Genomic DNA, 22,194 nt, shown 5'->3' with positions numbered 1-22,194 from the left:
CCTGTCATCCAGCGGCCCGACGCCCGCGCGTTTCGGCTGCGCGGGAAGTTGGTTTAGCTTCGTACACCCTGGGCGAGTGACGCCACAAATTCAAGGACCCGGGCGGGAATGGCTGATTTTTCCACTCCTTCGTCCAGCGCGGATTTGACCCGCTCGACGATGGCCGACCCGACGACTGCGGCATCCGCGACCTTGGAGATCGCTTTGGCCGATTCCGGCGTTTTTACACCAAACCCCACGGCGACCGGCAGGTCCGTATGGCGTTTGATGCGTTCGACCGCTTCGCGAACGGCGTCTGCCTCGACCGTCTTGGTTCCGGTGATCCCCAGGATGGATACATAATAGACAAAGCCGGACGTGTTGTTCAGCACGGTCGGCAGACGATGGTCGTCCGTCGTCGGCGTCGCCAGACGGATGAAATTGACGCCCGCCCGCAAGGCCGGGATGCACAGCTCTTCATCTTCCTCGGGCGGCAGGTCGACGATGATCAGTCCGTCGATACCGGCTGCCTTGGCGTCCTCCAGGAACGCGTCCACGCCATAACAGTAGATCGGGTTGTAATAGCCCATCAGGATCAGCGGGACATCGGCGTCCTGTTCCCGCACGGCGCGGGCCATGGCCAGGGTCTTCTTCAGCGTCTGGCCGCCTTCCAACGCGCGCAGGCCGGCCGCCTGAATCGCCGGGCCATCGGCCATCGGGTCGGTGAAGGGCATGCCCAGTTCGATCAGGTCGGCACCGGCGCCCGGAAGCCCTTTAAGGATTTCCAGAGAGGTGTCGTAATCGGGATCGCCCGCCGACACATAGGTGACGAGACCGCCGCGGCCTTCTGCCTTGAGCTTGGCGAACCGGGCGGCGATGCGGCCGGAATCGGGATAGGGGGCCGCGCCCACGCTTTCGGCCATGCTCACAGTGACACTCCCATCAATTCGGCGATGGTGTTGACGTCCTTGTCACCCCGGCCGCTCATGTTCATGCAGATGATATGATCCTTCGGCAGGGTCGGCGCCAGTTTCATTACATGCGCGATCGCATGGGCCGATTCCAATGCCGGCAGGATGCCTTCCATCTTGCTGCAATACTGGAAAGCGTCGACCGCTTCCTTATCCGTCGCCGGCACATAATCCACCCGGCCCATATCGTGCAACCAGCTATGCTCCGGCCCGATGCCCGGATAGTCCAGACCGGCGGAAATCGAATAGGGTTCGACCACTTGGCCGTCCTCGTCCTGCAGCAGATGCATGCGGTTGCCGTGCAGCACGCCCGGGCGTCCGCCGGTGATGCTGGCGGCGTGTTCGCCGGTCTCAACCCCATGGCCCGCTGCCTCGACACCGATGATCTTCACCTCCGGATCGTCCAGGAAAGGATGGAACAGGCCCATCGCGTTCGACCCGCCGCCGACGCAGGCGACCAGCGTGTCGGGCAGGCGACCTTCGGCTTCCATCATCTGTTCGCGGACTTCGTTGCCGATGACGCATTGGAAATCGCGGACCATTTCCGGATAGGGGGCCGGGCCGGCGACGGTGCCGATGATGTAGAATGTGTCTTCGACATTCGCGACCCAGTCACGCATCGCTTCATTCAGCGCGTCTTTCAATGTCTTGGACCCGCTTTCGACGGCCTCGACCTCGGCGCCAAGCAGCTTCATGCGGAACACGTTCGGCGATTGCCGCGCCACGTCGACGGAGCCCATATAGACCTTGCAGGGCATGTTGAAGAGGGCGCAGGCCGTGGCCGTCGCGACGCCGTGCTGGCCCGCGCCGGTTTCGGCGATGATCCGCGTCTTGCCCATGCGCCGGGCAAGCAGGATCTGCCCCATCACATTGTTGATCTTGTGGCTGCCCGTGTGGTTCAGCTCTTCACGCTTGAAGTAGATCTTCGCCCCGCCGAGCTCCTCGGTCATGCGCCGGGCAAAATACAGCGGGCTCGGCCGGCCGACATAATGCGTCGCGTAATAGTCGATATCCGCCTGATAGGAAGGATCGGCCTTGGCGTCTTTGTAGGCCTGCTGCACGTCCAGGATCAGCGGCATCAGCGTTTCGGCGACGAAACGCCCGCCGAACATGCCGAAACGTCCCGTTTCGTCGGGACCGGCCCGGAATGTATTGATTTTCGCCTGCGCCTCGCTCATGGCGTTCGACCCTCCGTTTTCTCATTATCCGTCGTATGGCTTGCCGGGATCGGCCGCGCCCCGCCGTTTTGGATGGGGTGAGCCGGACAGCGCCGATGATCTGTCCTGAGGATGATCCAAAGATCCACCCCCAGGAAGATACGGTGACCAAAAACGCTTGGATCTCCGCCGACGGATGGGAGGTAGGGGATACCTTAGCAACGGGTGCAAGTCCATACGCCTTGCGCCGGTTTGCAGCCGTTCCGTTTCAAGGTCCCGGACGGGGCTGTTTGAAGGGGCGTGCTACCGACTGCGCCGGTATTCGCGCGGCGTTCGGTTTTCCAGCCGCCGGAAGGTCCGGCAATAATGGGACTGGGAATTGAAGCCGCACCGCGTGGCGATCACCGAAATCGGCAAATCCGACTGACGTAGCAGGGCTTTCGACCGTTCGACCCGCTTTTCGATGACATAGGCGACAGGTGTCACGCCCAAGGCATCCTTGAAGATACGGGCGAAATGAAACGGGCTTTTCGAGGCGACATGCGCGATTTCGCTGAGCGATACGTCGCGATGCAGGTTCGAGTCGATGAAGTCGAGCGCTTTTTGGATCGGGCTCGTCTCGCCCGACATCGGGCCGGCATTCTGCCCGCTGTGAACCCGCGAAACGGCCAGCAGCATGTCGTGCAGCGCGGAGGTTGCCAAAGTCACGGCCACCATTGACGCCCCTTTCGGGCGGCTGCGGATGAAATCCCGCAACCGGTTTCCGAGCGCTTCGGTCATCGGGGTCTGCAGGTTGGTGATCGACATCGACGGAACGTCCTGCCAACCGAGCTGTCGAAGCATTTCCCGCCGGACGCTGCTGGGCAGGGCGACGGTGACAATTTGCATGTCGCCTTCGTCGAGCCGCACATAGACTTTGGAGCCCGCCGGGTGGAAATGCGCGTGGCCGGGCATCAAGGTCCGCTTGCGGATCTCCTCGCCGTTGACCGAGACGAGTACATCCCCCGGTTGATCCAGGCTAAAGCTGATCAAGTCCATTTCCGGCGACCGGAAATAGAGCTCGAACGGCCCCCTGGCCCGAAGCGTGATTGTTCCACCGTCGAATTCATAGCGCTCGCCCTGCCACGGCGTTCTATCGTCGAGCGGCAAAGTTAGCGTGTCTACAAGCTGTCCGGTTTCTGGTTGCACCGCCGGCGCAGCGGTACCCTTGGATGCGCACCCATCCATCATGACAAAATCCACATATCCCATGAGAGGGTCGGCTAAGCCGACACCCCATCCCCCACGCAAAAAGCTAGTCTATTTCTGAACGGACTGCAAATTACCCACATTCTAAGGCAGCGGAATTTAACTATATTGCGATATTCTTATCCGATTACCTTAAGATGTTAAGAATGCTGGTTGGATATGGCTAAATCGCCCTGCGAATCGGGGTGCGCCCGGCCCGGTCGATCCACACTGAATTACCCAACCTGGGTTACCTGGTCCGGAATCCTCGGTGGGGCATCGCCGGTGGACTTTTCCGGGCGATGTTTGAGATGGATTGTCACGGGCGTTTGTAGCGCAGGGCCGATCCCGCGGGGACTCAAGAGAGTTGTGATAGGAACCGACGGATCTTTTCCGGACTTTTCTTCCCCGGACCATCTTCGACACCTGACGATGTATCGACCAACTGCGCCCCGGTGAGCTTAATGGCGCCCTTCACGTTATCGGCGGTCAAGCCGCCGGCAAGGAACCACGGTTTGGTCCAGCTCTGCCCGCGCAGCAACGCCCAATCGAAGGCGATGGCGTTTCCGCCGGGCCGGTTCGACTCCTTCGGCGGCTTGGCGTCGAACATCAGATAGTCCACCACCTGTTCATACCGCCGGGCGGGTTCGAAATCTTCCGCCTCCGCGATCTTGAACACCTTCATAACCGGCAGGCCCGTCTTGGCCTTGATCTCGGCGACGCGGTCGACCGGCTCGTCACCATGAAGTTGCAGGATATCCAACGGAACCTCTGCCAAGATGCGGTCCAGCATCGTATCGTCCGGATCGACGAAGACGCCCACGCTCTTGACCTGTTCCGGCACCGAGCGCACCAGCGGCGCCGCCTGTTCCGGGCGCACGGCGCGGGGACTTTTCGGAAAGAACATGAAGCCGACATAACCGGCGCCCGCCCGCACAGCCGCATCCAGCGTCGGGGCGTCGGTCAATCCGCAGATTTTCGCTTTCACAGTCATGGGCTTTTCTTTCGGGGCTCTTCTTTGTCTCTGGCGCGGCGTCAGGCCTTGAACTCTGCTTGGAACGGTGCCTGAAATTCCGCTTGGAATTCTTTGGGGCCGTCTTCAAGGTCCCAGAACAGGCCGGTCATCATCCGCAGCCCTTCCTCCACCACCGGGGTCAGCACATGTTCGTTCGGCGCATGCTGGTTGCAGCCGCGATATGAATGCGGAATCCAGATCGTGGTCAACCCCAAGGTATCGGCAAAGCAGTCGTTCGGCAGCGATCCGCCCAGATTCGGCAGAATGGCGGGGTCCTTGCCCGTGGTCAGCGCCAGCGAGTCCCGCGCCCATCCAACCCAGGGATTGTCAGGGTTCACGCGCGTGGCGGCCATGGCAACGTCATCCTTGTCGGCCCGCACCTCGATATCCTTGAAACCCAGGGCGTCGAAATGACGCCGTAGCGCCGGCAGGATGTCGTTCTGATCGGTCCCGACCACGAAACGCAACTGGCAGACGGCGCGCGCCGCACCCGCGATGGCGTTCGCCGGTGTCGCCGGATTGCCCAGGTCGAGCGCCAGCACCGCGAAACTGTTCCAGCCGAAAACGCGTTCCGCCGGGCTGAGATTCGGTTCGCCCCAATCGCGGTCGATTGCCGGTTCGCCGGGGAGGCGGTCGGCTGGGTCATCCAGCGGTTCGCAGGCGGCGAGCAATTCGCGCACCCGGTCGGTCAGGCTGTTCAAGGGCCGCCATTCGGGCACCTCGATACGGCCGCGCGGATCGGTGATCGTGGCAAGGGCATGGGCAAGCCGTGTGCCGGGGTCCTTCAGCAACCCGCCCCAATTCCCCGAATGATGCGCCCCGTCGCGATAATCGGCGACAAGTTCGAAATTGATCGCCCCGCGCGCGCCGGTGAAGATCGTCGGGCGGTCCGGCTTAAGGCGTGGCCCATCGGACGCGATCAGCACATCCGCCGCCAACAGGCCGCCATTCGCTTCACAGAATTCCCGCAGGCCCGGCGACCCGGTCTCTTCGCCGGTTTCCAACAGAAGTTTGACGTTGAATCCCAGATGACCCTTAGCAGCCAGGACAAACCGCAAGGCCTTTATAGCGATCCAATGCTGTACCTTGTTGTCCGCCGCGCCACGGCCGTAGAGCCGGTCGTCACGGCGGTTCAATTCAAACGGTGTCAGGCCTTCGGCCCAATTGGCGTCCATCCCGCCGACCGTATCCGCATGGCCGTATATCAGGACCGTCCTCAGGCCCGGATTCTCGATCCGCTCCGCGAACAGGAACGGGCCGGCCGCCGCGACATCGCCGGCCAGCGGATTGGGATGGACCGACCGCCGGAACCCGGCCGCGTCCAATTGCGGTCCGACGACTTGGTCGAAATACCGCTCGAATTGACGCCGCGCAGGGTCGCTTTCCGGGCTGCAGGTCGGGCAGGCGATCGCCTCGGCAAACTCCTTTTCGAACAGGCCCTGCGCGAAATAGTCCTGCGCCGCGATGATCGCGTCGTCTCTATGCTTAAGTCTGGATTGGGTTTCCGACATTGAACGCTTTCCTCCGGTTCAACGGAGGTAGTCAGCACGACGTTGGGATGCAAGCGCTTTGGCCCGAAACACTTGAACCTTTCGGAAGAGTGGTTAGGTCTTGGGGGCGCCGCCGTTCACGGCGACCTTATTATGGAGAGACCCGATATGACTGACCCCAAGGCCCCGATCCTGCCCCCGCCCGCGTCGCCGATGCCCCCCGTGGCCGACCGGCAAGTGGACGAGCGGGAAGTCCATGGGACGGTCCTGACCGACCTTTACGCCTGGTTGCGCGACCCCGGCTATCCCAATGTGACGGATACGGCGATCCTCGACTATCTGAAGGACGAGAACGCCTATTTCGACGCGGTGATGAAGCCGCAGCAGCCGCTGATCGATACTTTGTTCGAGGAATTGAAGGGTCGGATCAAGGATGACGATTCCTCCGTGCCGGTAAAAGACGGCGACTATGTGTATTGGCGCCGTTTCGAACCGGGTGCGCAGTACCGGACTTGGCTGCGCCGTCCGGTGAACGGATCGGCGGATGAGGAACAGATCATCTTGGATGAGCCGAAATTGGCTGAAGGGCTGGACTATTTCCGCCTGCGCTCGGCGGTGGTATCGCCCGATGCGGGCCTGCTGGCTTGGGCCAGCGACACGGATGGGTCCGAACGGTTCACCATCCGCGTCAATGTGCTGGCAAGGGGCGACCAAATGCCCGACGAAATTCCCAATACCAGCGGCGGCGTCGTCTGGACGGCGGCCGGCGACCGTTTCTTCTATGTGGAGCTGAGCGAACAGCTGCGGCCCTTCCGCGTGAAACTTCACAAGCTGGGCGAGGATCCCGCCGAGGACGCGGTGATCTATGAGGAACAGGACAACGCCTATTTCGTCGGGATCGGCGAATCCCAAAGCCGGAAATTCGTCGAAATCGGCGCCGGCGACCATGTCACCAGCGAAATCCGGCTGATCCCGACCGACGATCCTTTCGCGGAACCCTTGTTGATCGCGCCGCGCGATCCGGGCGTGGAATACGATGTCGCCCATGCCGGCGATTATCTTTTCATCCGCACCAACGACACCCACAAGAATTCCCGCCTTGCCCGTGCGCCGGTTTCCGCGCCGGGGAGGGACAATTGGGTCGAACTGGAACCGGGCGGGGATCACCGCTATCTGCGCGGGGTGGAAGCCTTCAAGGACTTCCTGGTGCTCAGCGAGCGGATCGAAGGCATCGACCGCTTGCGTCTGCTTTTTCACAAGGATGGCGAGATCACGGGCGACCACGTCATCGCCTTCGACGAAGACGTCTACACGGCGGGCCTGGGTGAGAACCCGGAATTCGACGTATCGACCATTCAGGTCGGCTATACCTCCATGGTGACGCCGTCGACGGTCTATGATTTCGACGTTGGGGCGAAGACCCTGACGGAACGGAAGGTCCAGGAAATCCCGTCGGGCTACGACAAGTCCGCCTTCGTGACCGAACGGGTCACGGTCACCGCGCGGGACGGTGCCAAGGTTCCCGTCTCCATCGTGCATGGAAAGGATTTCAAGCGCGACGGATCGCAGCCGCTGCATCTCTATGGCTATGGCGCCTATGGCCTGGGCATGCCGCCCGCCTTCTCCACCAGCCGCCTCAGCCTGCTGCAACGCGGCTTTGCCTTCGCTATTGCCCATATCCGCGGCGGGGACGAGTTGGGCTATGGCTGGTACGAGGCCGGCAAGCTGATGGACCGCAAGAACACCTTCAACGATTTCATCGACTGCGCCCGGGCGCTGGAGGATTTGGGGTACGCCGCGCCGGGCGGCATTTCCATTTCCGGCGGCAGCGCGGGCGGCACCTTGATGGGGGTCGCGGTGAACGAAGCGCCGGAGCTGTGGCGCGCGGCGGTCGCCCATGTGCCTTTCGTTGATGTCATGAACACCATGCTGGACGACACGCTGCCGCTGACGCCCATCGAATGGCCGGAATGGGGCAACCCGATCACCGACAAGGCGGCCTTCGAATACATTCTGGATTACAGCCCGTATGAAAATGTGACGCCGCAGCCTTACCCGCCGATCCTGATCACCGCGGGGCTCAGTGATCCGCGCGTGACCTATTGGGAACCGGCGAAATGGGCCGCCAAGCTGCGCGCCACCAAGACCGACGGCAATGTGTTGATGCTGAAAACCAATATGGGCGCCGGACATGGCGGCAAGTCCGGCCGCTACGAATCCCTGCACGAAACGGCGGAAGAATATGCTTTTCTTCTGATGGCGTTTGGGTTGGTTTGACCGACGGGGGGAGACGACGTGGCTGACGAAAACTCAACAGCATCCGGCGGATGCCTGTGTGGGAAAATACGGTTCGAGGTGCAGGGCGACCCGGTCGGGGCGGGCTATTGCCATTGCCGTTCCTGCCGGAAGCAGACCGGCGCGCCGTTAGCCGCCTTTGCGGTGTTCCGAACAGACCAGGTCACGTGGATATCAGGGGAACGCGCCCGCTATGAATCGTCCCCCGGTGTTTTTCGCAGCTTCTGCCCGGTCTGTGGCAGCACGCTGGCCCTGGAGGCGGTCTATGGCGGGGTGGATCTGACCGAATTTCACATCAGCGCCTTGGACGAACCTGACGCCTTTCCGCCGAACGAACACACCCATTACAAAGAAAAAATTCCGTGGCTTCACGTTGCTGACGATCTAAAAAAGTATCCCGGTTCCATGATGTAACCGGCGGGCCGCCTGAGGTCTCCCGGCCTGTAGTTTTCTTATCTTTGTTGTGGGGTAGCCAACGTGAATAACCTGAAAGAAGCCGTCGAAGCGGCCGCCGAACGGATCGGACCGAATATTCTGGAAACCCCGGTAGTGGAAGCGCCCAGCCTGTCGTCGGAACTGGGCTGCGAGGTGCTGTTGAAGCTGGAGAACATCCAGAAGACCGGGTCGTTCAAAATTCGCGGCGCGCTGAACAAGGTTCTGCAACTGACCGAGGCTGAAAAGGCGGCGGGGATCGTCACGGCCTCTTCCGGCAATCATGGCGCGGCGGTGTCGAAGGCCGCGCAGATCGCCGGCGGCAAGGTCGATATCTATGTGCCCGAAGGGGCGTCGCCCGCCAAGATCGCGAATATGGAACGTCTGGGCGGCACGGTGCATGTCTTCGGCAGCGATTCCGGCAAATCGGAATTGGAGGCGCAGCGCGTCGCCAAGGAAACCGGCGGCACTTATGTCTCCCCCTATAACGACCCGCAGGTGATCGCGGGCCAGGGCACGATCGGGCTGGAACTCAGCCGCCAGGTGCCGGATATGGACGCGGTCATCATCGCGGTCGGCGGCGGCGGCTTGGCCAGCGGCATCGCCGGTTACCTGAAAGCCGTCAATCCGAAGATCGAAACCATCGGCGCGGCGCCCGCCGCCTCGGCGGCGATGATCGCCTCCATCGAGGCAGGCGAGATCGTGGAAATCCCGCATGACCACACGCTCAGCGACGGCACGGCCGGCGGCATCGACGATGATGCCATCACCTTCCCGCTCTGCCGGGACAATTTGGATACGCTGGTGCGGGTCGACGAAACCGCCATCGAGGAAGCCTTCCGCGACCTGTTCCGCAACGAACACATGCTGGTCGAAGGGGCCGCCGCCGTGACGCTGGCCGCCTTGCGCCGGGAAGCGCCGCGCCTGAAGGGCAAGAAAGTGGTGCTGGTTCTGTGCGGCGCGAATATCAGCCCGGATGTGGTAAAGTCCCTGCTGTAACGAAAACGGGGGGACGGGCATGAACATCGAAGCCGCGGCGGCATTGTTGGAGACGGATCCGGACTACCGGGTCCTGCGGCGCTTGGATGTGGGCCTGATTCCCGTGACCCCGCCGGAGAATCAGGGCGGCGGCACGGTGCGCCGCGCGGTCTTCCTGGATACGGAAACCACCGGGACGGACGTGCTGCGGGACGAGGTCATCGAACTGGCGATGGTCGCCTTCGATTACGACCCGACAAGCGGGGCGGTGCACAAGGTCTATGAGGCGGAAGCCTTCAACCGCTTCCGCGACCCGGGCCGCCCCATTCCGCCGGATGCCACGCGCGTCAACAACATCACCGATGAGATGGTCGCCGGAAAGACGATTTCGGACGCGGATGTGGAGAGCTTCCTGGACGGCGTCGGTCTTGTTATCGCCCATAGCGCGTCCTTTGACCGGCCGATGGTGGAAAAGACCTGGGGCATCTTTCAGGGCTTGAACTGGGCCTGTTCGATCGAGGATATGGACTGGAAGAATCGCGGCTTCGGATCCAACAGCCTGGAATATCTGCTGATGAAGCAGGGGTTCTTCTTCGAGGGGCACCGGGCGAAGATCGACTGCCTTGCCGGGATCGCCCTTCTGGCCTCTACCCTTCCCACCGGTGAACCCGCCTTGGCCGCGCTGCTCGCCTCCGCGCGCAAGGAACGCACGCTGGTCCATGCGGTCAATTCGCCTTTCGAGACCAAGGACATCCTGCGGGCGCGCGGCTATCGCTGGGACCCGGGCGATCGGGTTTGGTGGACGCTGACCGAGGACCTGGAAGGGGAACAGGCCTGGCTGTCGGACCACGTCTATGGCGGCAGCCTGCCGTCGATGCCGCTAACGCCGGTCCGCGCCAATAACCGGTTCTCGCAACGGGTTGGCTAGGCGGGGTTGGGCTAGGCCGGGTTTGGCTGGGTCCTATTCCGCAGATAGTGCAGAAACAGCAATGCGGCGACGGCCAACCCGTAAAGCACGGCGAGGAAATGGAACAGGGCGACCTCGCCGGTCCGGTCCAGAACGAATAGCAGGATCGGCGTGCCGGTCAGGTTTCCGATATTCCCCGTTTGTGCGATCAGGCCGAAGCTGAGCGCCCGTTCTTTGACGCCCGAATTCAGTTCGGGGACCGAGGCGTAACCCGAACCCTGTACAAGGCCCAGCGCCGCGAAAAGCGCGATGCAGATAAGGGGCAGCGGAAACGCACCCGCGAAGAGCACGGCACAGAGCGCCAAACCGAAACCGATCCATAAAAGCGTGCCGGCCCCGACGACTTTCATCAGGCCCGGCACGAAGGTGAGCGACACGGCTATCCCCAGAAGCGGCATCAGGCCCAGCACCGTGTCGCGCTGGTCCGGGGGCAGCCGTTCAGGCAAGACGGCCAACAGGGCGACGAAGGTCAGCGTGTAGAACAACCAGCCTACGCCGGGTGCGGCGATGCTCGGCGAGCGAAGCGCGGCGACCAATCCGGAGAGGACAGTGCCGGGTTGTCGGGCGTTGCTCTCCGCCTTTGGTGCGTCGCCGCTTTTCAGCAACAGGGCAAGCAGGGCGGTAACCAGCAGCGTCAGGACGCCGTGGACAACGAATAGCGGCGGCAAGCCGAAGGCCTTGACCTGGGGCAGGCCGATCCAGGCGACCAGGGCGAAGGCAACCCCGAAAAAGGTGCTCCACAATGCCATGGCGATGCCGCGGAACCGGTCGGCACTGACATTGGCGATCAAGGTCGGCGCGGCGATGACGATGGCCAGATGGGCGGCGCCTTCCAGAACCCGGCTGGCGGCGAACAGTCCGAAACCCGGCAGGCTGGCCTGCCAAAAGGAAAGCATGGCCCCCAGGATCAACCCGCCGAACAGCATGCGCCGCAGGCCGAGCGAACCCACCACCGCACCGGCGGTCAGGCCCGCGACCGCGCCGACGAAGCTGATCAGCGACAACAGCCAGCCGATGCTGCTGCCCGCTTCGGGATAGAGGGCGCGGAATTCGGTGAAGGGAACGGCGATCTTGGCGAACTGACCGGCGGCGCAAAGCCCGGCGGCCCAGAGCAGCAATACCAGGATGAGGCTTCGATATTTCCCGTTCATGGGCGCTTGATAGCGCCGCCCCGACGGCAGGGCTACGCATATTTTATGCGGCGCGGCGCGCCCCGCTCGCCAGCCGCACCGGCGTGCCGTCGGCCAGATACAACCGCTCCCACAGGATCGCGCCGGGCAGAATCGTCATCTCGGCATAGGATGCGCCGGATGTGCGGAACAGTTTGGGTTCCGGCACATGGATGTCCCACCAACCGGCGTCGATCAACTCGTGCTCCGCCTGCTGGATTTCTTCCGTCGCGAATTTCCACAGCGACTGGCCGAGCAGGTCGCCGGTCCCGCTGCGCCATTCGACGGCGCGGCTGCGGGAATAGGCCAAGCAGATATGGCTGGTTTCCTCGACCAGATGCACCGGATCGCTTGAGGATTCGACCAGCCGTTTCAGCGCGCCGTCATCCTTGCGGCAGGCCGACAGCTTTTCGAAAGCTGCCTGCTGTGTCTCCCTGTTCGGCAGAATGGCGGCGCTTTCCCACCGGGAGACCGTGGTCTGGTCCACATTCATCAGATCGGCCAACGCCATCTGCTTCATGCCCAGTGACCGGCGCAGCCGCTTCAGGCGGCGTCCGAAGGCGGGCAAGGGACGATGTGCCGGTTGCATGGTTTTGGCCTCCAGGCCTCAGCCGTTCAGTTCTTCCGCGATGGCCTTGGCGGCGGCCGCCGGGTCCGCCGCGCCGGTGATCGGGCGGCCGATGACGATCCAGTCCGCGCCAGCCTCGACGGCCTGTTTCGGTGTCATAACACGTTTCTGATCGCCCGTCTCGCTGCCCGCCGGGCGAATGCCGGGGACGATCAGGCGGAAGTCGGGGCCGCAGGCTTCGCGGATGCGGGTGATTTCATGCGGCGAACAGACGATGCCATCCAAGCCGCATTTCTGCGTCAGCTCGGCCAGGCGGATGACTTGGTCGCCGGCGGGCCCTTTTTGCCCCACCGCGTCCAGGTCGCCGTCGTCCATGCTGGTCAGGACCGTGACCGCGATCAGGATCGGCCGTGCGGTGCCCAGCGGTTCGGCGGCGAAATTGGCGGCATCCAGCGCCGCCTTCATCATCGCCGGCCCACCGCCCGCATGGACGTTCAGGATCATCGGCGTCAGCGGCATGACCGAGCGCACCGCGCCGGCCACCGTATTCGGGATGTCATGGAATTTCAGGTCCAGAAACAACGGCTGCTGCGGCACCGCCTGCCCATGCGGCGTCTCACTCAGCGACCCGCGCGTGACCCGGCGGACCCCGTCGGGCCCGTTCGCGTTGAAGAATTCAAGGCCGAGCTTCACCCCGCCGACCAGACCGGTCAGGTCGCGGGAAAGCGCCACCGCGCGTTCCGTATCAGGCGTATCCAGCGCGACCAACACGCGCTGATGGGGTTGGGTTGGGCGTGGCTGGGCCATGGCAGGATCTCCCGCTAGAGGTCAGTCGACTGTCGAGGCTGAAGCCGTCGATGGTTTCCGTTCATACGCGCTTGATAGCGCCGCGGCGGCAGACACGCCACGCATAAATCATGCGGGCGAAAGCTGTGTCCCTCGGGTCCCGCTCGCTTCGGACGGGAAAGGCACCGGCTTGCCGTCGACGCGGACCTCGCCGGCCCCGTTATCGAGCACGACGTGATTGTCGTAGAGGGCCAGCGTCGGGCGGGCGCCGAAGCGGCTTTCCATCCAATCGGCCCAGCCGTCATGGAACCAGGCTTCCGCGTCCTCTCGGGTCTCGAAGAAATAGATCCCGCCGCCGCCCTGGTCGCCGTTCAGATAGAACTTTTGGCGCAGGCCCTTCACGTTCCGGAAGATTTCATCGGCCGATTTCAGGGAGATGGCGACGACATCGTCACGCGGGCGTTTCGGTCCCTCAAGTGGGATTTGAACCACTGCGATGATCATGATGCCGTCTCCTCTCCGATGTATTTTTCGTACGGTTAGCCCAGCACGGACATGCTGCTTTCCGTATTGATTTCGCGTTTGCGCGAATAGAACCCAAGGCTGACATCCACGTCGACATTGTCCAGATGGAACTGGATCGGGTCCGCGTCATGATCGTGGCCGGCCTCGACCTTTTCAATCAGTTCGGCCATCAGCTTCCCGGCGACAGGCGCGTTCTTGTACTGGTTGCCGCTGGTGCCGATGGCGACATAGAAGCCCGGCAGGTCGGTCTTGTCATAGATCGGAATCCAGTCGTCGGACGCATCGTAAAGCGCGGTGACGCCGCGCACCGGCGAGGTGACCGGCAGTTCCGGATAGCGTTGGGCCTGACGATAGACTTGGACCTTCCACTGGTCGCTGAAACTGTCGTCCCAATCGTCCGGATCGACGAAAATACGCGGATCGCATTCCGGGTCCTCGGACCCGATCAGCACGAAGTTGCCCTTTTCCGGCCGGCTGTAGACGGAAATGTCGCTGTCGGAAATCACATGCGCGTTCTTGCCCATTTCATAGCCCGCCGGCGCCGGCACATGGGAGACTTCCTGTTTCAGCGCGCCGACCTTGATGTTGAACCCGTCGGTGACGCCGGCCATGTCGTTGATCTTGGCGCTATGCGGCCCGGCGACGTTGACGACGACCTTGGCGCGGATCTCGCTGCCGTCGGCCAGTTTCACGCCGACCGCGCGACCGTCTTCCTGAAGGATTTCCGAAACCGTGGCGTTGTACAGGAATTGCCCGCCCTTGCGCGCCGCCGCGGCGGCGATGTTTTGGGCCGACAATTGCGGATCGTTCACATAGCCGGCGGTCGGGAAATAGACGGCGCCATAGATTTCACCGCCGGCTTTCTTGCCGAAATCCGGATCGTCGAGCGCCCGCGCCGGGGTGAACCGGCTGGTATCGACGAAGGGCATGCGTTCCTTGATTTGCTCGGGCGTCCATTCTTCCAGCGGCACGCCCAGATCGCGGGCGCGGGCGATGATCGTCTCCGCCTTGTTGTTGGCGTCGACCTTGTAGACCATGCAGCCGCACTGGACGAATTCCGCCAGGGTCTCACCCGGCTGCGCTTCCAGGTATTCCGGGAAGCTTTCCCAGTATTTGAAGCCTTCATAGGCGATGGCGCAGCCGTCATAGGTGGAGTAGTGGACCCGGATGATGGCGCAGCTGGCGCTGGTCGATCCGTAACCGGCAACCGAGTTCTTGTCGATGTTGAGGGTCTTCCAACCCTTCTTGGCCAATTCGTAGCCTACCGCAGCACCGATTACGCCGGCGCCGATGATGATGGCATCGACGGGCCCAACAACCGTGTCACTCATTTCCGGATTACTCCCAACAAAGCCGTTCGTGAAAGGTCAGGCCGCTGCGCGGCCCTTATCCTTATCGGCTGTATCGTCTTCGATGCGGGCGGGCAAGGTCTGACGGGAATCCGCGCTAGAATGTCCCAGCTTGGCCTGATCGGTCCGTGATGGTTCGGCTGGTGATTGACCCGCCCGGGATTGTTCGGAACGGGCGACCGTCAGTTCCTGTTCCAATTGGCGGACCCTGCGTTCCGCCTCATCCGTCTTGCGCCGTGCGTCGCGGGCGCGCTTCCGCCCCGCGCCGAACCACGCGATGACCCCACCGACCAGAAAACCGACAAGGAAGGGAATGAAGACCAGAAGATAGGTGACGATCGGGATTTCAAAGGGCAGCGGCCAGATCTGAACGATGACCGTTTCCTGGTTCGACAGGGCGAAGACCACCGCCGGGGCGGCCAGGACCAAAAGGAAAAGCCAATAGAGGTAACGCATCTCGACCCTCGGATTAGGAGCAACCAAGCGCCGGTCCGTCCGGTCGCCGTGGCCCAATGGTAAACCGCGCGGGCAGTTGAAGCACCCCGCGGGTCGGACACGGCTACAGCGTTATTCGCCGTTCAGCCGTTCCCGCAATTGCTTGCCGGTCTTGAAGAACGGAACGGCCTTCGCCTCAACCGAAACCGACGCGCCGGTGCGCGGGTTACGGCCGACACGCGCCCCGCGGCGCTTGACCGAAAACGCACCGAAGCCGCGAAGCTCGACCCTGTCACCACTGGCCAACGCCGAGGAGATTTCCTCGAAGATGGTGGTGACGATCCGTTCCACGTCCCGATGGTACAAGTGCGGGTTCCGTTGCGCGATTGTCGCGATCAACTCGGACCGTGTCATCAGTACCCCCTGATCTACGCTGCCGACCTCAAAGTCTTCCCAAGGCAAGGCATGCGGACTGTTTCCGGTGCACTCTAACCGGATCAGCCCGGCCAATATCCTGCCGACCTTGACCGGAAACTTCCGGCTGTCGGCACGCCGAGGCGACCCAAAGAATTCATTAAGTTGGCAAAAGGTTGCCGCGTCCCAGGTTTCGCGTCAAGCGGCAGAAACCGATACAACGCATTTATCTGCAAAGAAAAACCCGCCGGGGCAAGCTTGCCGCCGGCGGGTGATCCCAATCGCCGCGGGACGCGGCGGCTGCGCGGTAACGCCGCCCCGTGTCCCGTGAAGACGTTTACTCTTTGTCGCCGTCCTGCTGGCGCTGCAGAGCCGCACCCAGGATGTCGCCGAGCGACGCCCCGGAGTCGGAGCTGCCGAAGTTCGCCATCGCTTCTTTTTCTTCAGCCTGTTCGAAGGCCTTGATGGAAAGCGTCAGCTTGCGGGAAGCCTTGTCGATCGCCGTGACCTTGGCATCGACCTTTTCGCCCTGGGCGAAGCGGTCGGGGCGCTGTTCGGAACGATCGCGGCTGAGGTCGGCTTTCCGGATGAAGCCCGGAATGGCGTCGTTGACCAGAACTTCGACACCGTTGTCGACGACCTTGCTGACGACACAGGTGACAACCGCACCCTTCTTGATCTCGCCCATCGCATCGGCGAAGGGATCGCTGCCCAGCTGCTTGATGCCCAGGCTGATGCGTTCCTTGTCGGTGTCGATATCGAGGACCTTGGCCTTGACCATGTCGCCCTTGTTGAAGTCACCCAGCGCTTCTTCCGGGGATTTTTCCCAGGAGATGTCGGACATGTGAACCATGCCGTCGATTTCGCCCGCCAGACCGACGAACAGACCGAATTCGGTGATGTTCTTGATCTCGCCTTCGATTTCGGTGTTGACCGGATGCTGTGCCGCGAAGTCTTCCCACGGATTGCTCAGGCACTGCTTGATGCCCAGGCTGATCCGGCGCTTGGCGGGATCGATATCCAGCACCATGACTTCCACTTCCTGGCTGGTCGAAATGATCTTGCCGGGGTGGACGTTCTTCTTGGTCCAGGACATTTCGGAAACGTGGACCAGGCCTTCGATGCCCGGCTCCAGCTCAACGAACGCGCCGTAATCGGTGATGTTCGTGACCGTGCCGACGAATTTCGCACCCAGCGGGTACTTGGCTTCGACGCCTTCCCAGGGATCGGCTTCAAGCTGCTTCATGCCCAGGCTGATGCGCTGGGTTTCGGCGTTGAAGCGGATGACCTGAACCTTGACGGTTTCGCCGAAGGTGAGGACTTCCGAAGGATGGTTGATGCGCTTCCACGAGATGTCGGTGACGTGCAGCAGACCGTCGACACCGCCCAGATCGACGAAGGCGCCGTAATCGGTGATGTTCTTCACAACACCTTCCAGCACCATGCCTTCCTTCAGGTTCTCGATCAGCTCGCTGCGCTGTTCCGCACGGGTTTCTTCCAGAACCGCACGGCGCGAGACCACGATGTTGCCGCGGCTGCGGTCCATCTTCAGGATCTGGAACGGCTGCGGGGTGTTCATCAGCGGGGTGACGTCGCGGACCGGACGGATGTCCACCTGGCTGCCCGGCAGGAACGCCACGGCGCCGCCCAGGTCGACAGTGAAACCGCCCTTGACCCGGCCGAAGATCGACCCGGTGACGCGTTCGGTCGCCGCATAGCTTTCTTCCAGCTTGGTCCAGGCTTCTTCGCGCTTTGCGCGTTCGCGGGACAGAACCGACTCGCCGTTGCGGTCTTCAAGACGTTCGACGAAAACTTCGACCGTGTCGCCGGGCTGCAGATTGGCGGGCTCGCCCGGGGCACCGAATTCCTTCAGCGCGACGCGACCTTCGGCCTTCAGACCGACGTCGATCAGCGCCATGTCGTTATCGACGGAAATAACCGTCCCTTTAACGACCGTGCCAACGATGCTGGACTGGGAGCCGAATGACTCTTCCAGCAGGTCGGCAAAACTTTCTTTAACCGTCTCGGAACTCATATGTGGAAAATCCTTTCACGTGTCGTGTTCCTGCCAACCGGTTGTCTCCGGTGGTCTTGCCCCGTAATTCGGCCGCGCCCACCGCGGGCAGCGTTAAAAAGCCGAATAACCTTGCGGCGCGAGGCTCGAACGCAAGGCGTACCAAAAGGGACCCCCCCAATGACGAACATTTGGGGGTCCTGCCGCTCTAAAATACTCAGCGGGTAAAACCAGCCTCTGCTAAGCGAGGCGCCCTTCCACGATCTTCAACGCCTCCGCAAAGGCCTCCTCGATCGTCATCGCGCTGGTATCCAGCACTTGGGCGTCATCGGCGGGGCGAAGGGGCGCGTCGGCGCGGCTTGTGTCGCGCTCGTCCCGTTCCTTCAACTCCTGCAGAACGCGCGCGTATATACTGTCTTCCCCACGGGAAAGCAATTCCTTGTGGCGTCTTTCTGCCCGGACCTCCACCGTGGCGGTCACGAACAGCTTGGCCGGCGCGTCGGGGCAGATCACCGTGCCGATGTCGCGGCCATCCAATACGGCCCCCGGTTCCCGGCCCGCGAAGGCCAGTTGAAAGTCCTTCAAGGCGGCGCGAACCGGCCCGATGGCGGCGACTTTCGAGGCCGCCGCGGCCGCGTCGTCACCGGACAGCGCCGGGTCGTCCAGCCGCGCCGGATCGATGGATTGCGCGGCCGCCAGGGCGGCGTCGGCGTCCGACGGGTCCTGGCCCGCATTCAAGACCGCAAGGCCGACCGCGCGGTACAGCTTGCCGGTGTCCAGATAGTCGTATCCGAAATGGGCCGCCAATTTCCGCGCCAGAGTTCCCTTGCCGCTGGCCGCCGGGCCATCCACTGCGATTACCGTCATCGTGTCGTCGTGTCCTGTTTCTGCGTGTTGCTCTAATCGGTCGAAATATCGGCGCCCAGCCCGTTCATCAGCTCGATGAAACCCGGGAAACTCGTCCCGATCGCGTTGCCGTCGTCGATCCGCACCGGGTTTTGCGCCGCATGGCCCAGCACCAGCGCGCTCATGGCGATACGGTGGTCCAGATGGGTCTCCACCGTGCCGCCCCCCGGCACACCCTGGCCGTTGGAGCCCCCCGTGCCGTGCACGATCATCCAGTCATCGCCATCCTCGACCGTGACTCCGTTTTCCCGCAGCAGGGCGGCGACGGCGGCCAGGCGGTCGGATTCCTTGACCCGCAATTCGTGGATGCCGCGCATCACGGTCTTGCCCTCCGCATAGGCGGCGGCGACGGCCAGGATCGGGTATTCGTCGATCATGCTGGGCGCGCGTTCCGGCGGCACCTCGATCCCCTTCAGGGCGGAGGTCTTCACCGTAAAATCGCCGACCGGCTCGCCGCCTTCGTCCCGGCGGTTTGCGATGACGATATCGGCGCCCATTTCCTGCAAGCTGGTGTAAAGTCCCGTCCGCGTTTCGTTCAGGCCGATCGACGGCAGGCTTATTTCCGAGCCTTCCGCGATCAGCGCGGCGACGACCGGGAACCCGGCGGAACTGGGATCAGCGGGCACGCGGATCGGCTGTTTCGGGGCGGTCAGCTCCGGCTGGCCGGTGACCGTGATGCGGCGGCCGCCCGTCTCAAGCTCTTCCACCGTCACCGTGGCGCCGAAATGGCGCAGCAGGCGTTCGGTATGGTCGCGCGTCGCTTGCGGTTCGATCACCGTGGTCGCTCCGCGCGCCGCCAGGCCCGCCAGCAATACGGCTGATTTCACCTGGGCGGAGGCCACCGGCAATTCGTATTCGATCGGCACCGGTTCATCCTTGCCGGTGATGGCAAGCGGCAGGCGCCCGCCGCTGCGGGTTGTGAACTGCGCGCCCATCAGGGCCAGCGGCACGGTCACGCGGTTCATCGGCCGCTTGCGCAGCGACCCGTCCCCGGTCAGGAAAGCGGTGATGCCGTGGCCCGCCAGCACGCCCAGCAGCAGCCGCGCCGCGGTGCCGGAATTGCCCATGTCCAGAACGTTGGCCGGTTCGGTCAGCCCGCCGATGCCGACGCCGCGGACTCGCCAGCTGCCGTCGGCTTCCATATCCACCGACGCGCCCAGCGCGCGAAAGGCTTCGGCGGTGCGCACCACATCCTCGCCCGTCAGCACGTCCAGAATGCGGGTTTCGCCCACGGCCAGGCCGCCGAACATCACCGCGCGGTGGGAAATCGACTTGTCCCCGGGCACCTTCACCGTGCCCCGCAAGGGGCCGCCGGGTTTGGCGATGACCGGTCTTGCGGTGACCGGGCTGGCGGGGTCGGTTTCAGCGGTGCCGTTAAGGGCGGATATTTGGGCGGTCATGACGACTCTCATGCGGGTCGGATAAGGGCTTGGCGCGCCCCTCTAGCATGCCGGTTCCCCGGCGTCACCCGTTCAGCGCGCGGCGGGCCGGTCTCCATGGGCTCTTCCGTCGGTCCCGGATATGCCCTATCTATTGCCGGCCCATTGCCTGCACCGGTGCCGACCCCATTGTCGGTTGGGCTGATTTAGCTTTTGACAGGCTGGCCGGAAATTGGCAAAAGCCGCGGCCAGCATTGCGTGATATCTTGAATAGACGCTGTCCCGGATGGGCGGCGAAGCGGGTCGGGCGCGGGGCGCGTGATCGCGACCGATCGAATTTCCCCGATCGAATTTCCCGATCGAAATTCTAGGAGATGAGTTTTGGCCAAACCGAAATTGGGTATCAAGCGGACCTGCCTTAGTTGTTCCGCGAAATTTTACGACCTGGAAAAGAATCCGATCCTCTGCCCGGCCTGCGGTGCGGAATTCGACCCTGAATCGGCGATGAAGCTGAAGCGCGGCCGTTCCGCCCCGGCGAATGACGACAAGCCGGCGAAGGAAGTGAAGAAAGAGGTCGAGAAGACCGACGACGATACGGATCTCGAAGTCGATCTGGATGACGATGACGAGGACGTGCTGGAAGACACCAGCGACCTGGACGACGATGATGACGTGCCGGGCGTTGCCAGCAAGGACGACGACGACGACACATGATGTTTGCCGGGCCCGGCCCATTCCGATGGGCCGGATCGGGCGACGGTGGGGCCTGAACCAAGTCAGGGTCGGGCCAAGGCGCGATTAACGCTTGCACCACCGGCGGGAAGGCTTATAACACCGCCCGCAACCGCTTCAGCGGCGTTGTGAAAACGGCGCGGAAGCGAGGCACCGGTCCCCACCCAAAGGGACCGCGACAATGGCGAAAGCAGGCGTTCAGCCCTGCATGATCGCCCGGATGGGGCCGTAGCTCAGTTGGGAGAGCGCTACAATGGCATTGTAGAGGTCAGGGGTTCGATTCCCCTCGGCTCCACCAAATCTTCATAAGATATTAAGTGCAGGCAGAAAATCACGCCGCGCCTTTTAGGCGAACACACCGCGTTGGCGGTTCGACACTCCAATAAAACAAACTCTTACAGCAACCCGGGAAGAACGACGCGGGATAGTCTGGCCATACCCTTCAATGCCGCGGACCGTTGCAAAAATCTATATAGTGGATTGTCACCTTAACCCGCTCCGTCACAGTAAAGTAGACCGTTTCAATTCGAAAAGGATCAGGTCGGCAACCTCACTGGCCGGGCGCTTTGCATCAATCACGCGGCACCTTTCGGGATACCGCTTCGCCACCACTAGCAGGCCCTCCCGAATCCGGGAAAAGTCCCGTGTGGCTTCTGAAGGATCCCGATCGGCAGCCTCGCCGCGTTGAGAGCGTCTTTCGAGTGCTGTCACTGGGTCGATGTCCAAAATGAACGTCAGATCTGGCATGGTTTGCCCTACAACCACAGATGAAATCTCCTTGTAGAGCCGCTCGGGCACGTCTGTTTTATGCACCTGAAACGCGTATGTTGAATCAAGGAAGCGGTCACAGACGACCCATTCAGAGGCGTCGAGGGCTGGCCGGATCACGCCGTCCAAATGGCTCACTCTTGCCGCTGAAATCAACAGAAGTTCCTCAAGTGGAGAAAGCTTCGCGGTCCGATCCGTCACCAAGATCGAACGGATTTCGGCACCGATAGAACCGCGGTCCGGCTCCTTCGTCTCAATCACCTTAATATCTATCTTGCGAAGAGCGGCGGCTAGAAGTCGGCTCTGCAATGTTTTTCCGCTGCCATCGATGCCTTCGATACTTATAAAGGGCATGTTATCCCCCTATGTATTGCTTTCTAACTCTAAGTGGCGGACCGAATGTATAGATCAAATATTGTCACTTTCGTTTCTGCTGGAATGCTCTCTCCCAAAAAGCGGGACCATGCATTGGCTCGCCGTCAACTGTACTTAAACTATGGCGCACTGTCTCTAGCCACCAAACTCGAACGGTCTGGTTATTGCGTAGCTCTGCTCCACGGGGAGCATCGCACTCCCGCAGAGGTGTTCGGGCAGTTGAGGGAGTCCGGTCAATTTCCATCGACCTACCCGCTTATGAT

Annotated in this window: 21 protein-coding genes and 1 tRNA gene; 6 read left to right on the top strand and 16 right to left on the bottom strand. The window is 62.3% G+C overall.

All coding sequences use genetic code 11. The annotated features are described in order from the left end of the window. Positions 1-53: 53 nt before the first annotated feature. The 5 genes from trpA to EOI86_RS12260 form a co-directional block, all read right to left on the bottom strand. Positions 54-902, bottom strand: a complete 849-nt coding sequence (gene trpA / locus EOI86_RS12280; RefSeq protein ID WP_127766370.1) for a tryptophan synthase subunit alpha — start codon at positions 900-902, stop codon at positions 54-56. Positions 903-904: 2 nt separating this feature from the next. Beyond that, entirely contained in the window at positions 905-2,128 is a 1,224-nt protein-coding gene (gene trpB / locus EOI86_RS12275) for a tryptophan synthase subunit beta (protein ID WP_127765494.1), read from the bottom strand. A gap of 282 nt (positions 2,129-2,410) precedes the next feature. After that, on the bottom strand, positions 2,411-3,337 hold the full coding sequence (locus tag EOI86_RS12270; RefSeq protein ID WP_161973810.1) for a helix-turn-helix domain-containing protein: 927 nt from the start codon (positions 3,335-3,337) through the stop codon (positions 2,411-2,413). A gap of 355 nt (positions 3,338-3,692) precedes the next feature. Then, positions 3,693-4,328: a phosphoribosylanthranilate isomerase gene (locus tag EOI86_RS12265; RefSeq protein WP_127765492.1), complete on the bottom strand. Its 636-nt coding sequence runs from the start codon at positions 4,326-4,328 to the stop codon at positions 3,693-3,695. Between the two features lie 41 nt (positions 4,329-4,369). Then, a complete protein-coding gene (locus tag EOI86_RS12260) occupies positions 4,370-5,860 on the bottom strand; it encodes a M20 family metallopeptidase (RefSeq protein WP_127765491.1) in 1,491 nt (496 codons plus the stop codon). Between the two features lie 147 nt (positions 5,861-6,007). Here EOI86_RS12260 and EOI86_RS12255 point away from each other — a divergent pair, with 147 nt between their 5' ends. The 4 genes from EOI86_RS12255 (at position 6,008) to EOI86_RS12240 (ending at position 10,472) form a co-directional block, all read left to right on the top strand. Beyond that, positions 6,008-8,116, top strand: coding sequence for a S9 family peptidase (locus EOI86_RS12255; RefSeq protein ID WP_127765490.1), 2,109 nt, complete (start codon positions 6,008-6,010; stop codon positions 8,114-8,116). An 18-nt stretch (positions 8,117-8,134) separates the two neighbouring features. Next, positions 8,135-8,548, top strand: a complete 414-nt coding sequence (locus EOI86_RS12250) for a GFA family protein (RefSeq protein ID WP_127765489.1) — start codon at positions 8,135-8,137, stop codon at positions 8,546-8,548. Between the two features lie 63 nt (positions 8,549-8,611). Further along, positions 8,612-9,565 (top strand): threonine/serine dehydratase, encoded by a 954-nt coding sequence (locus tag EOI86_RS12245; protein WP_127765488.1) that lies wholly within the window; start codon positions 8,612-8,614, stop codon positions 9,563-9,565. 19 nt (positions 9,566-9,584) lie between these two features. Then, positions 9,585-10,472 carry a 3'-5' exonuclease gene (locus EOI86_RS12240; RefSeq protein WP_127765487.1) on the top strand — a complete coding sequence of 296 codons (888 nt, stop codon included), beginning with the start codon at positions 9,585-9,587 and terminating at the stop codon, positions 10,470-10,472. Between the two features lie 11 nt (positions 10,473-10,483). Here the strand turns inward: EOI86_RS12240 and EOI86_RS12235 are convergent, their stop codons facing one another. The 10 genes from EOI86_RS12235 to aroA form a co-directional block, all read right to left on the bottom strand. Beyond that, positions 10,484-11,662 (bottom strand): MFS transporter, encoded by a 1,179-nt coding sequence (locus EOI86_RS12235; RefSeq protein WP_127765486.1) that lies wholly within the window; start codon positions 11,660-11,662, stop codon positions 10,484-10,486. A gap of 43 nt (positions 11,663-11,705) precedes the next feature. Next, positions 11,706-12,269: a helix-turn-helix domain-containing protein gene (locus tag EOI86_RS12230; protein ID WP_127765485.1), complete on the bottom strand. Its 564-nt coding sequence runs from the start codon at positions 12,267-12,269 to the stop codon at positions 11,706-11,708. Positions 12,270-12,287: 18 nt separating this feature from the next. Continuing rightward, positions 12,288-13,055: an orotidine-5'-phosphate decarboxylase gene (pyrF, locus tag EOI86_RS12225; protein ID WP_127765484.1), complete on the bottom strand. Its 768-nt coding sequence runs from the start codon at positions 13,053-13,055 to the stop codon at positions 12,288-12,290. A 108-nt stretch (positions 13,056-13,163) separates the two neighbouring features. Further along, positions 13,164-13,538 (bottom strand): hypothetical protein, encoded by a 375-nt coding sequence (locus EOI86_RS12220; protein ID WP_127765483.1) that lies wholly within the window; start codon positions 13,536-13,538, stop codon positions 13,164-13,166. 35 nt (positions 13,539-13,573) lie between these two features. Further along, entirely contained in the window at positions 13,574-14,890 is a 1,317-nt protein-coding gene (locus tag EOI86_RS12215) for an NAD(P)/FAD-dependent oxidoreductase (protein ID WP_127765482.1), read from the bottom strand. A gap of 36 nt (positions 14,891-14,926) precedes the next feature. Next, entirely contained in the window at positions 14,927-15,364 is a 438-nt protein-coding gene (locus tag EOI86_RS12210) for a lipopolysaccharide assembly protein LapA domain-containing protein (RefSeq protein WP_127765481.1), read from the bottom strand. Positions 15,365-15,475: 111 nt separating this feature from the next. Next, positions 15,476-15,757: an integration host factor subunit beta gene (gene ihfB / locus EOI86_RS12205; protein WP_127765480.1), complete on the bottom strand. Its 282-nt coding sequence runs from the start codon at positions 15,755-15,757 to the stop codon at positions 15,476-15,478. Between the two features lie 337 nt (positions 15,758-16,094). After that, on the bottom strand, positions 16,095-17,792 hold the full coding sequence (gene rpsA / locus EOI86_RS12200) for a 30S ribosomal protein S1 (protein WP_127765479.1): 1,698 nt from the start codon (positions 17,790-17,792) through the stop codon (positions 16,095-16,097). A 219-nt stretch (positions 17,793-18,011) separates the two neighbouring features. Then, complete coding sequence (gene cmk / locus EOI86_RS12195) at positions 18,012-18,638, bottom strand: (d)CMP kinase (RefSeq protein WP_127765478.1); 627 nt, start codon at positions 18,636-18,638, stop codon at positions 18,012-18,014. 32 nt (positions 18,639-18,670) lie between these two features. Continuing rightward, positions 18,671-20,077, bottom strand: a complete 1,407-nt coding sequence (gene aroA / locus EOI86_RS12190) for a 3-phosphoshikimate 1-carboxyvinyltransferase (RefSeq protein WP_127765477.1) — start codon at positions 20,075-20,077, stop codon at positions 18,671-18,673. A 360-nt stretch (positions 20,078-20,437) separates the two neighbouring features. Here aroA and EOI86_RS12185 point away from each other — a divergent pair, with 360 nt between their 5' ends. Continuing rightward, a complete protein-coding gene (locus EOI86_RS12185) occupies positions 20,438-20,770 on the top strand; it encodes a TIGR02300 family protein (protein WP_127765476.1) in 333 nt (110 codons plus the stop codon). A 240-nt stretch (positions 20,771-21,010) separates the two neighbouring features. Next, a tRNA-Ala gene (locus EOI86_RS12180) sits at positions 21,011-21,086 on the top strand. Positions 21,087-21,289: 203 nt separating this feature from the next. Here the strand turns inward: EOI86_RS12180 and tmk are convergent. Further along, the gene (gene tmk / locus EOI86_RS12175) at positions 21,290-21,910 is read right to left on the bottom strand and encodes a dTMP kinase (RefSeq protein WP_127765475.1); all 621 of its coding nucleotides are present in this window, start codon (positions 21,908-21,910) and stop codon (positions 21,290-21,292) included. Positions 21,911-22,194: the final 284 nt, after the last annotated feature.

This window comes from Hwanghaeella grinnelliae, from assembly GCF_004005845.1.
GTDB classification, from domain to species: domain Bacteria; phylum Pseudomonadota; class Alphaproteobacteria; order UBA8366; family Aestuariispiraceae; genus Hwanghaeella; species Hwanghaeella grinnelliae.
This window is presented reverse-complemented; position numbering and strand designations above follow the sequence as displayed.

Excerpts from the sequence above, each read along its gene's own strand:
- trpA (WP_127766370.1), bottom strand. The coding sequence starts at position 902 with ATGGCCGAAAGCGTGGGCGCGGCCCCCTATCCCGATTCCGGCCGCATC.
- trpB (WP_127765494.1), bottom strand. The coding sequence starts at position 2,128 with ATGAGCGAGGCGCAGGCGAAAATCAATACATTCCGGGCCGGTCCCGAC.
- EOI86_RS12270 (WP_161973810.1), bottom strand. The coding sequence starts at position 3,337 with ATGATGGATGGGTGCGCATCCAAGGGTACCGCTGCGCCGGCGGTGCAA.
- EOI86_RS12265 (WP_127765492.1), bottom strand. The coding sequence starts at position 4,328 with ATGACTGTGAAAGCGAAAATCTGCGGATTGACCGACGCCCCGACGCTG.
- EOI86_RS12260 (WP_127765491.1), bottom strand. The coding sequence starts at position 5,860 with ATGTCGGAAACCCAATCCAGACTTAAGCATAGAGACGACGCGATCATC.
- EOI86_RS12255 (WP_127765490.1), top strand. The coding sequence starts at position 6,008 with ATGACTGACCCCAAGGCCCCGATCCTGCCCCCGCCCGCGTCGCCGATG.
- EOI86_RS12240 (WP_127765487.1), top strand. The coding sequence starts at position 9,585 with ATGAACATCGAAGCCGCGGCGGCATTGTTGGAGACGGATCCGGACTAC.
- EOI86_RS12235 (WP_127765486.1), bottom strand. The coding sequence starts at position 11,662 with ATGAACGGGAAATATCGAAGCCTCATCCTGGTATTGCTGCTCTGGGCC.
- EOI86_RS12230 (WP_127765485.1), bottom strand. The coding sequence starts at position 12,269 with ATGCAACCGGCACATCGTCCCTTGCCCGCCTTCGGACGCCGCCTGAAG.
- pyrF (WP_127765484.1), bottom strand. The coding sequence starts at position 13,055 with ATGGCCCAGCCACGCCCAACCCAACCCCATCAGCGCGTGTTGGTCGCG.
- EOI86_RS12220 (WP_127765483.1), bottom strand. The coding sequence starts at position 13,538 with ATGATCATCGCAGTGGTTCAAATCCCACTTGAGGGACCGAAACGCCCG.
- EOI86_RS12215 (WP_127765482.1), bottom strand. The coding sequence starts at position 14,890 with ATGAGTGACACGGTTGTTGGGCCCGTCGATGCCATCATCATCGGCGCC.
- EOI86_RS12210 (WP_127765481.1), bottom strand. The coding sequence starts at position 15,364 with ATGCGTTACCTCTATTGGCTTTTCCTTTTGGTCCTGGCCGCCCCGGCG.
- ihfB (WP_127765480.1), bottom strand. The coding sequence starts at position 15,757 with ATGACACGGTCCGAGTTGATCGCGACAATCGCGCAACGGAACCCGCAC.
- rpsA (WP_127765479.1), bottom strand. The coding sequence starts at position 17,792 with ATGAGTTCCGAGACGGTTAAAGAAAGTTTTGCCGACCTGCTGGAAGAG.
- cmk (WP_127765478.1), bottom strand. The coding sequence starts at position 18,638 with ATGACGGTAATCGCAGTGGATGGCCCGGCGGCCAGCGGCAAGGGAACT.
- aroA (WP_127765477.1), bottom strand. The coding sequence starts at position 20,077 with ATGACCGCCCAAATATCCGCCCTTAACGGCACCGCTGAAACCGACCCC.
- tmk (WP_127765475.1), bottom strand. The coding sequence starts at position 21,910 with ATGCCCTTTATAAGTATCGAAGGCATCGATGGCAGCGGAAAAACATTG.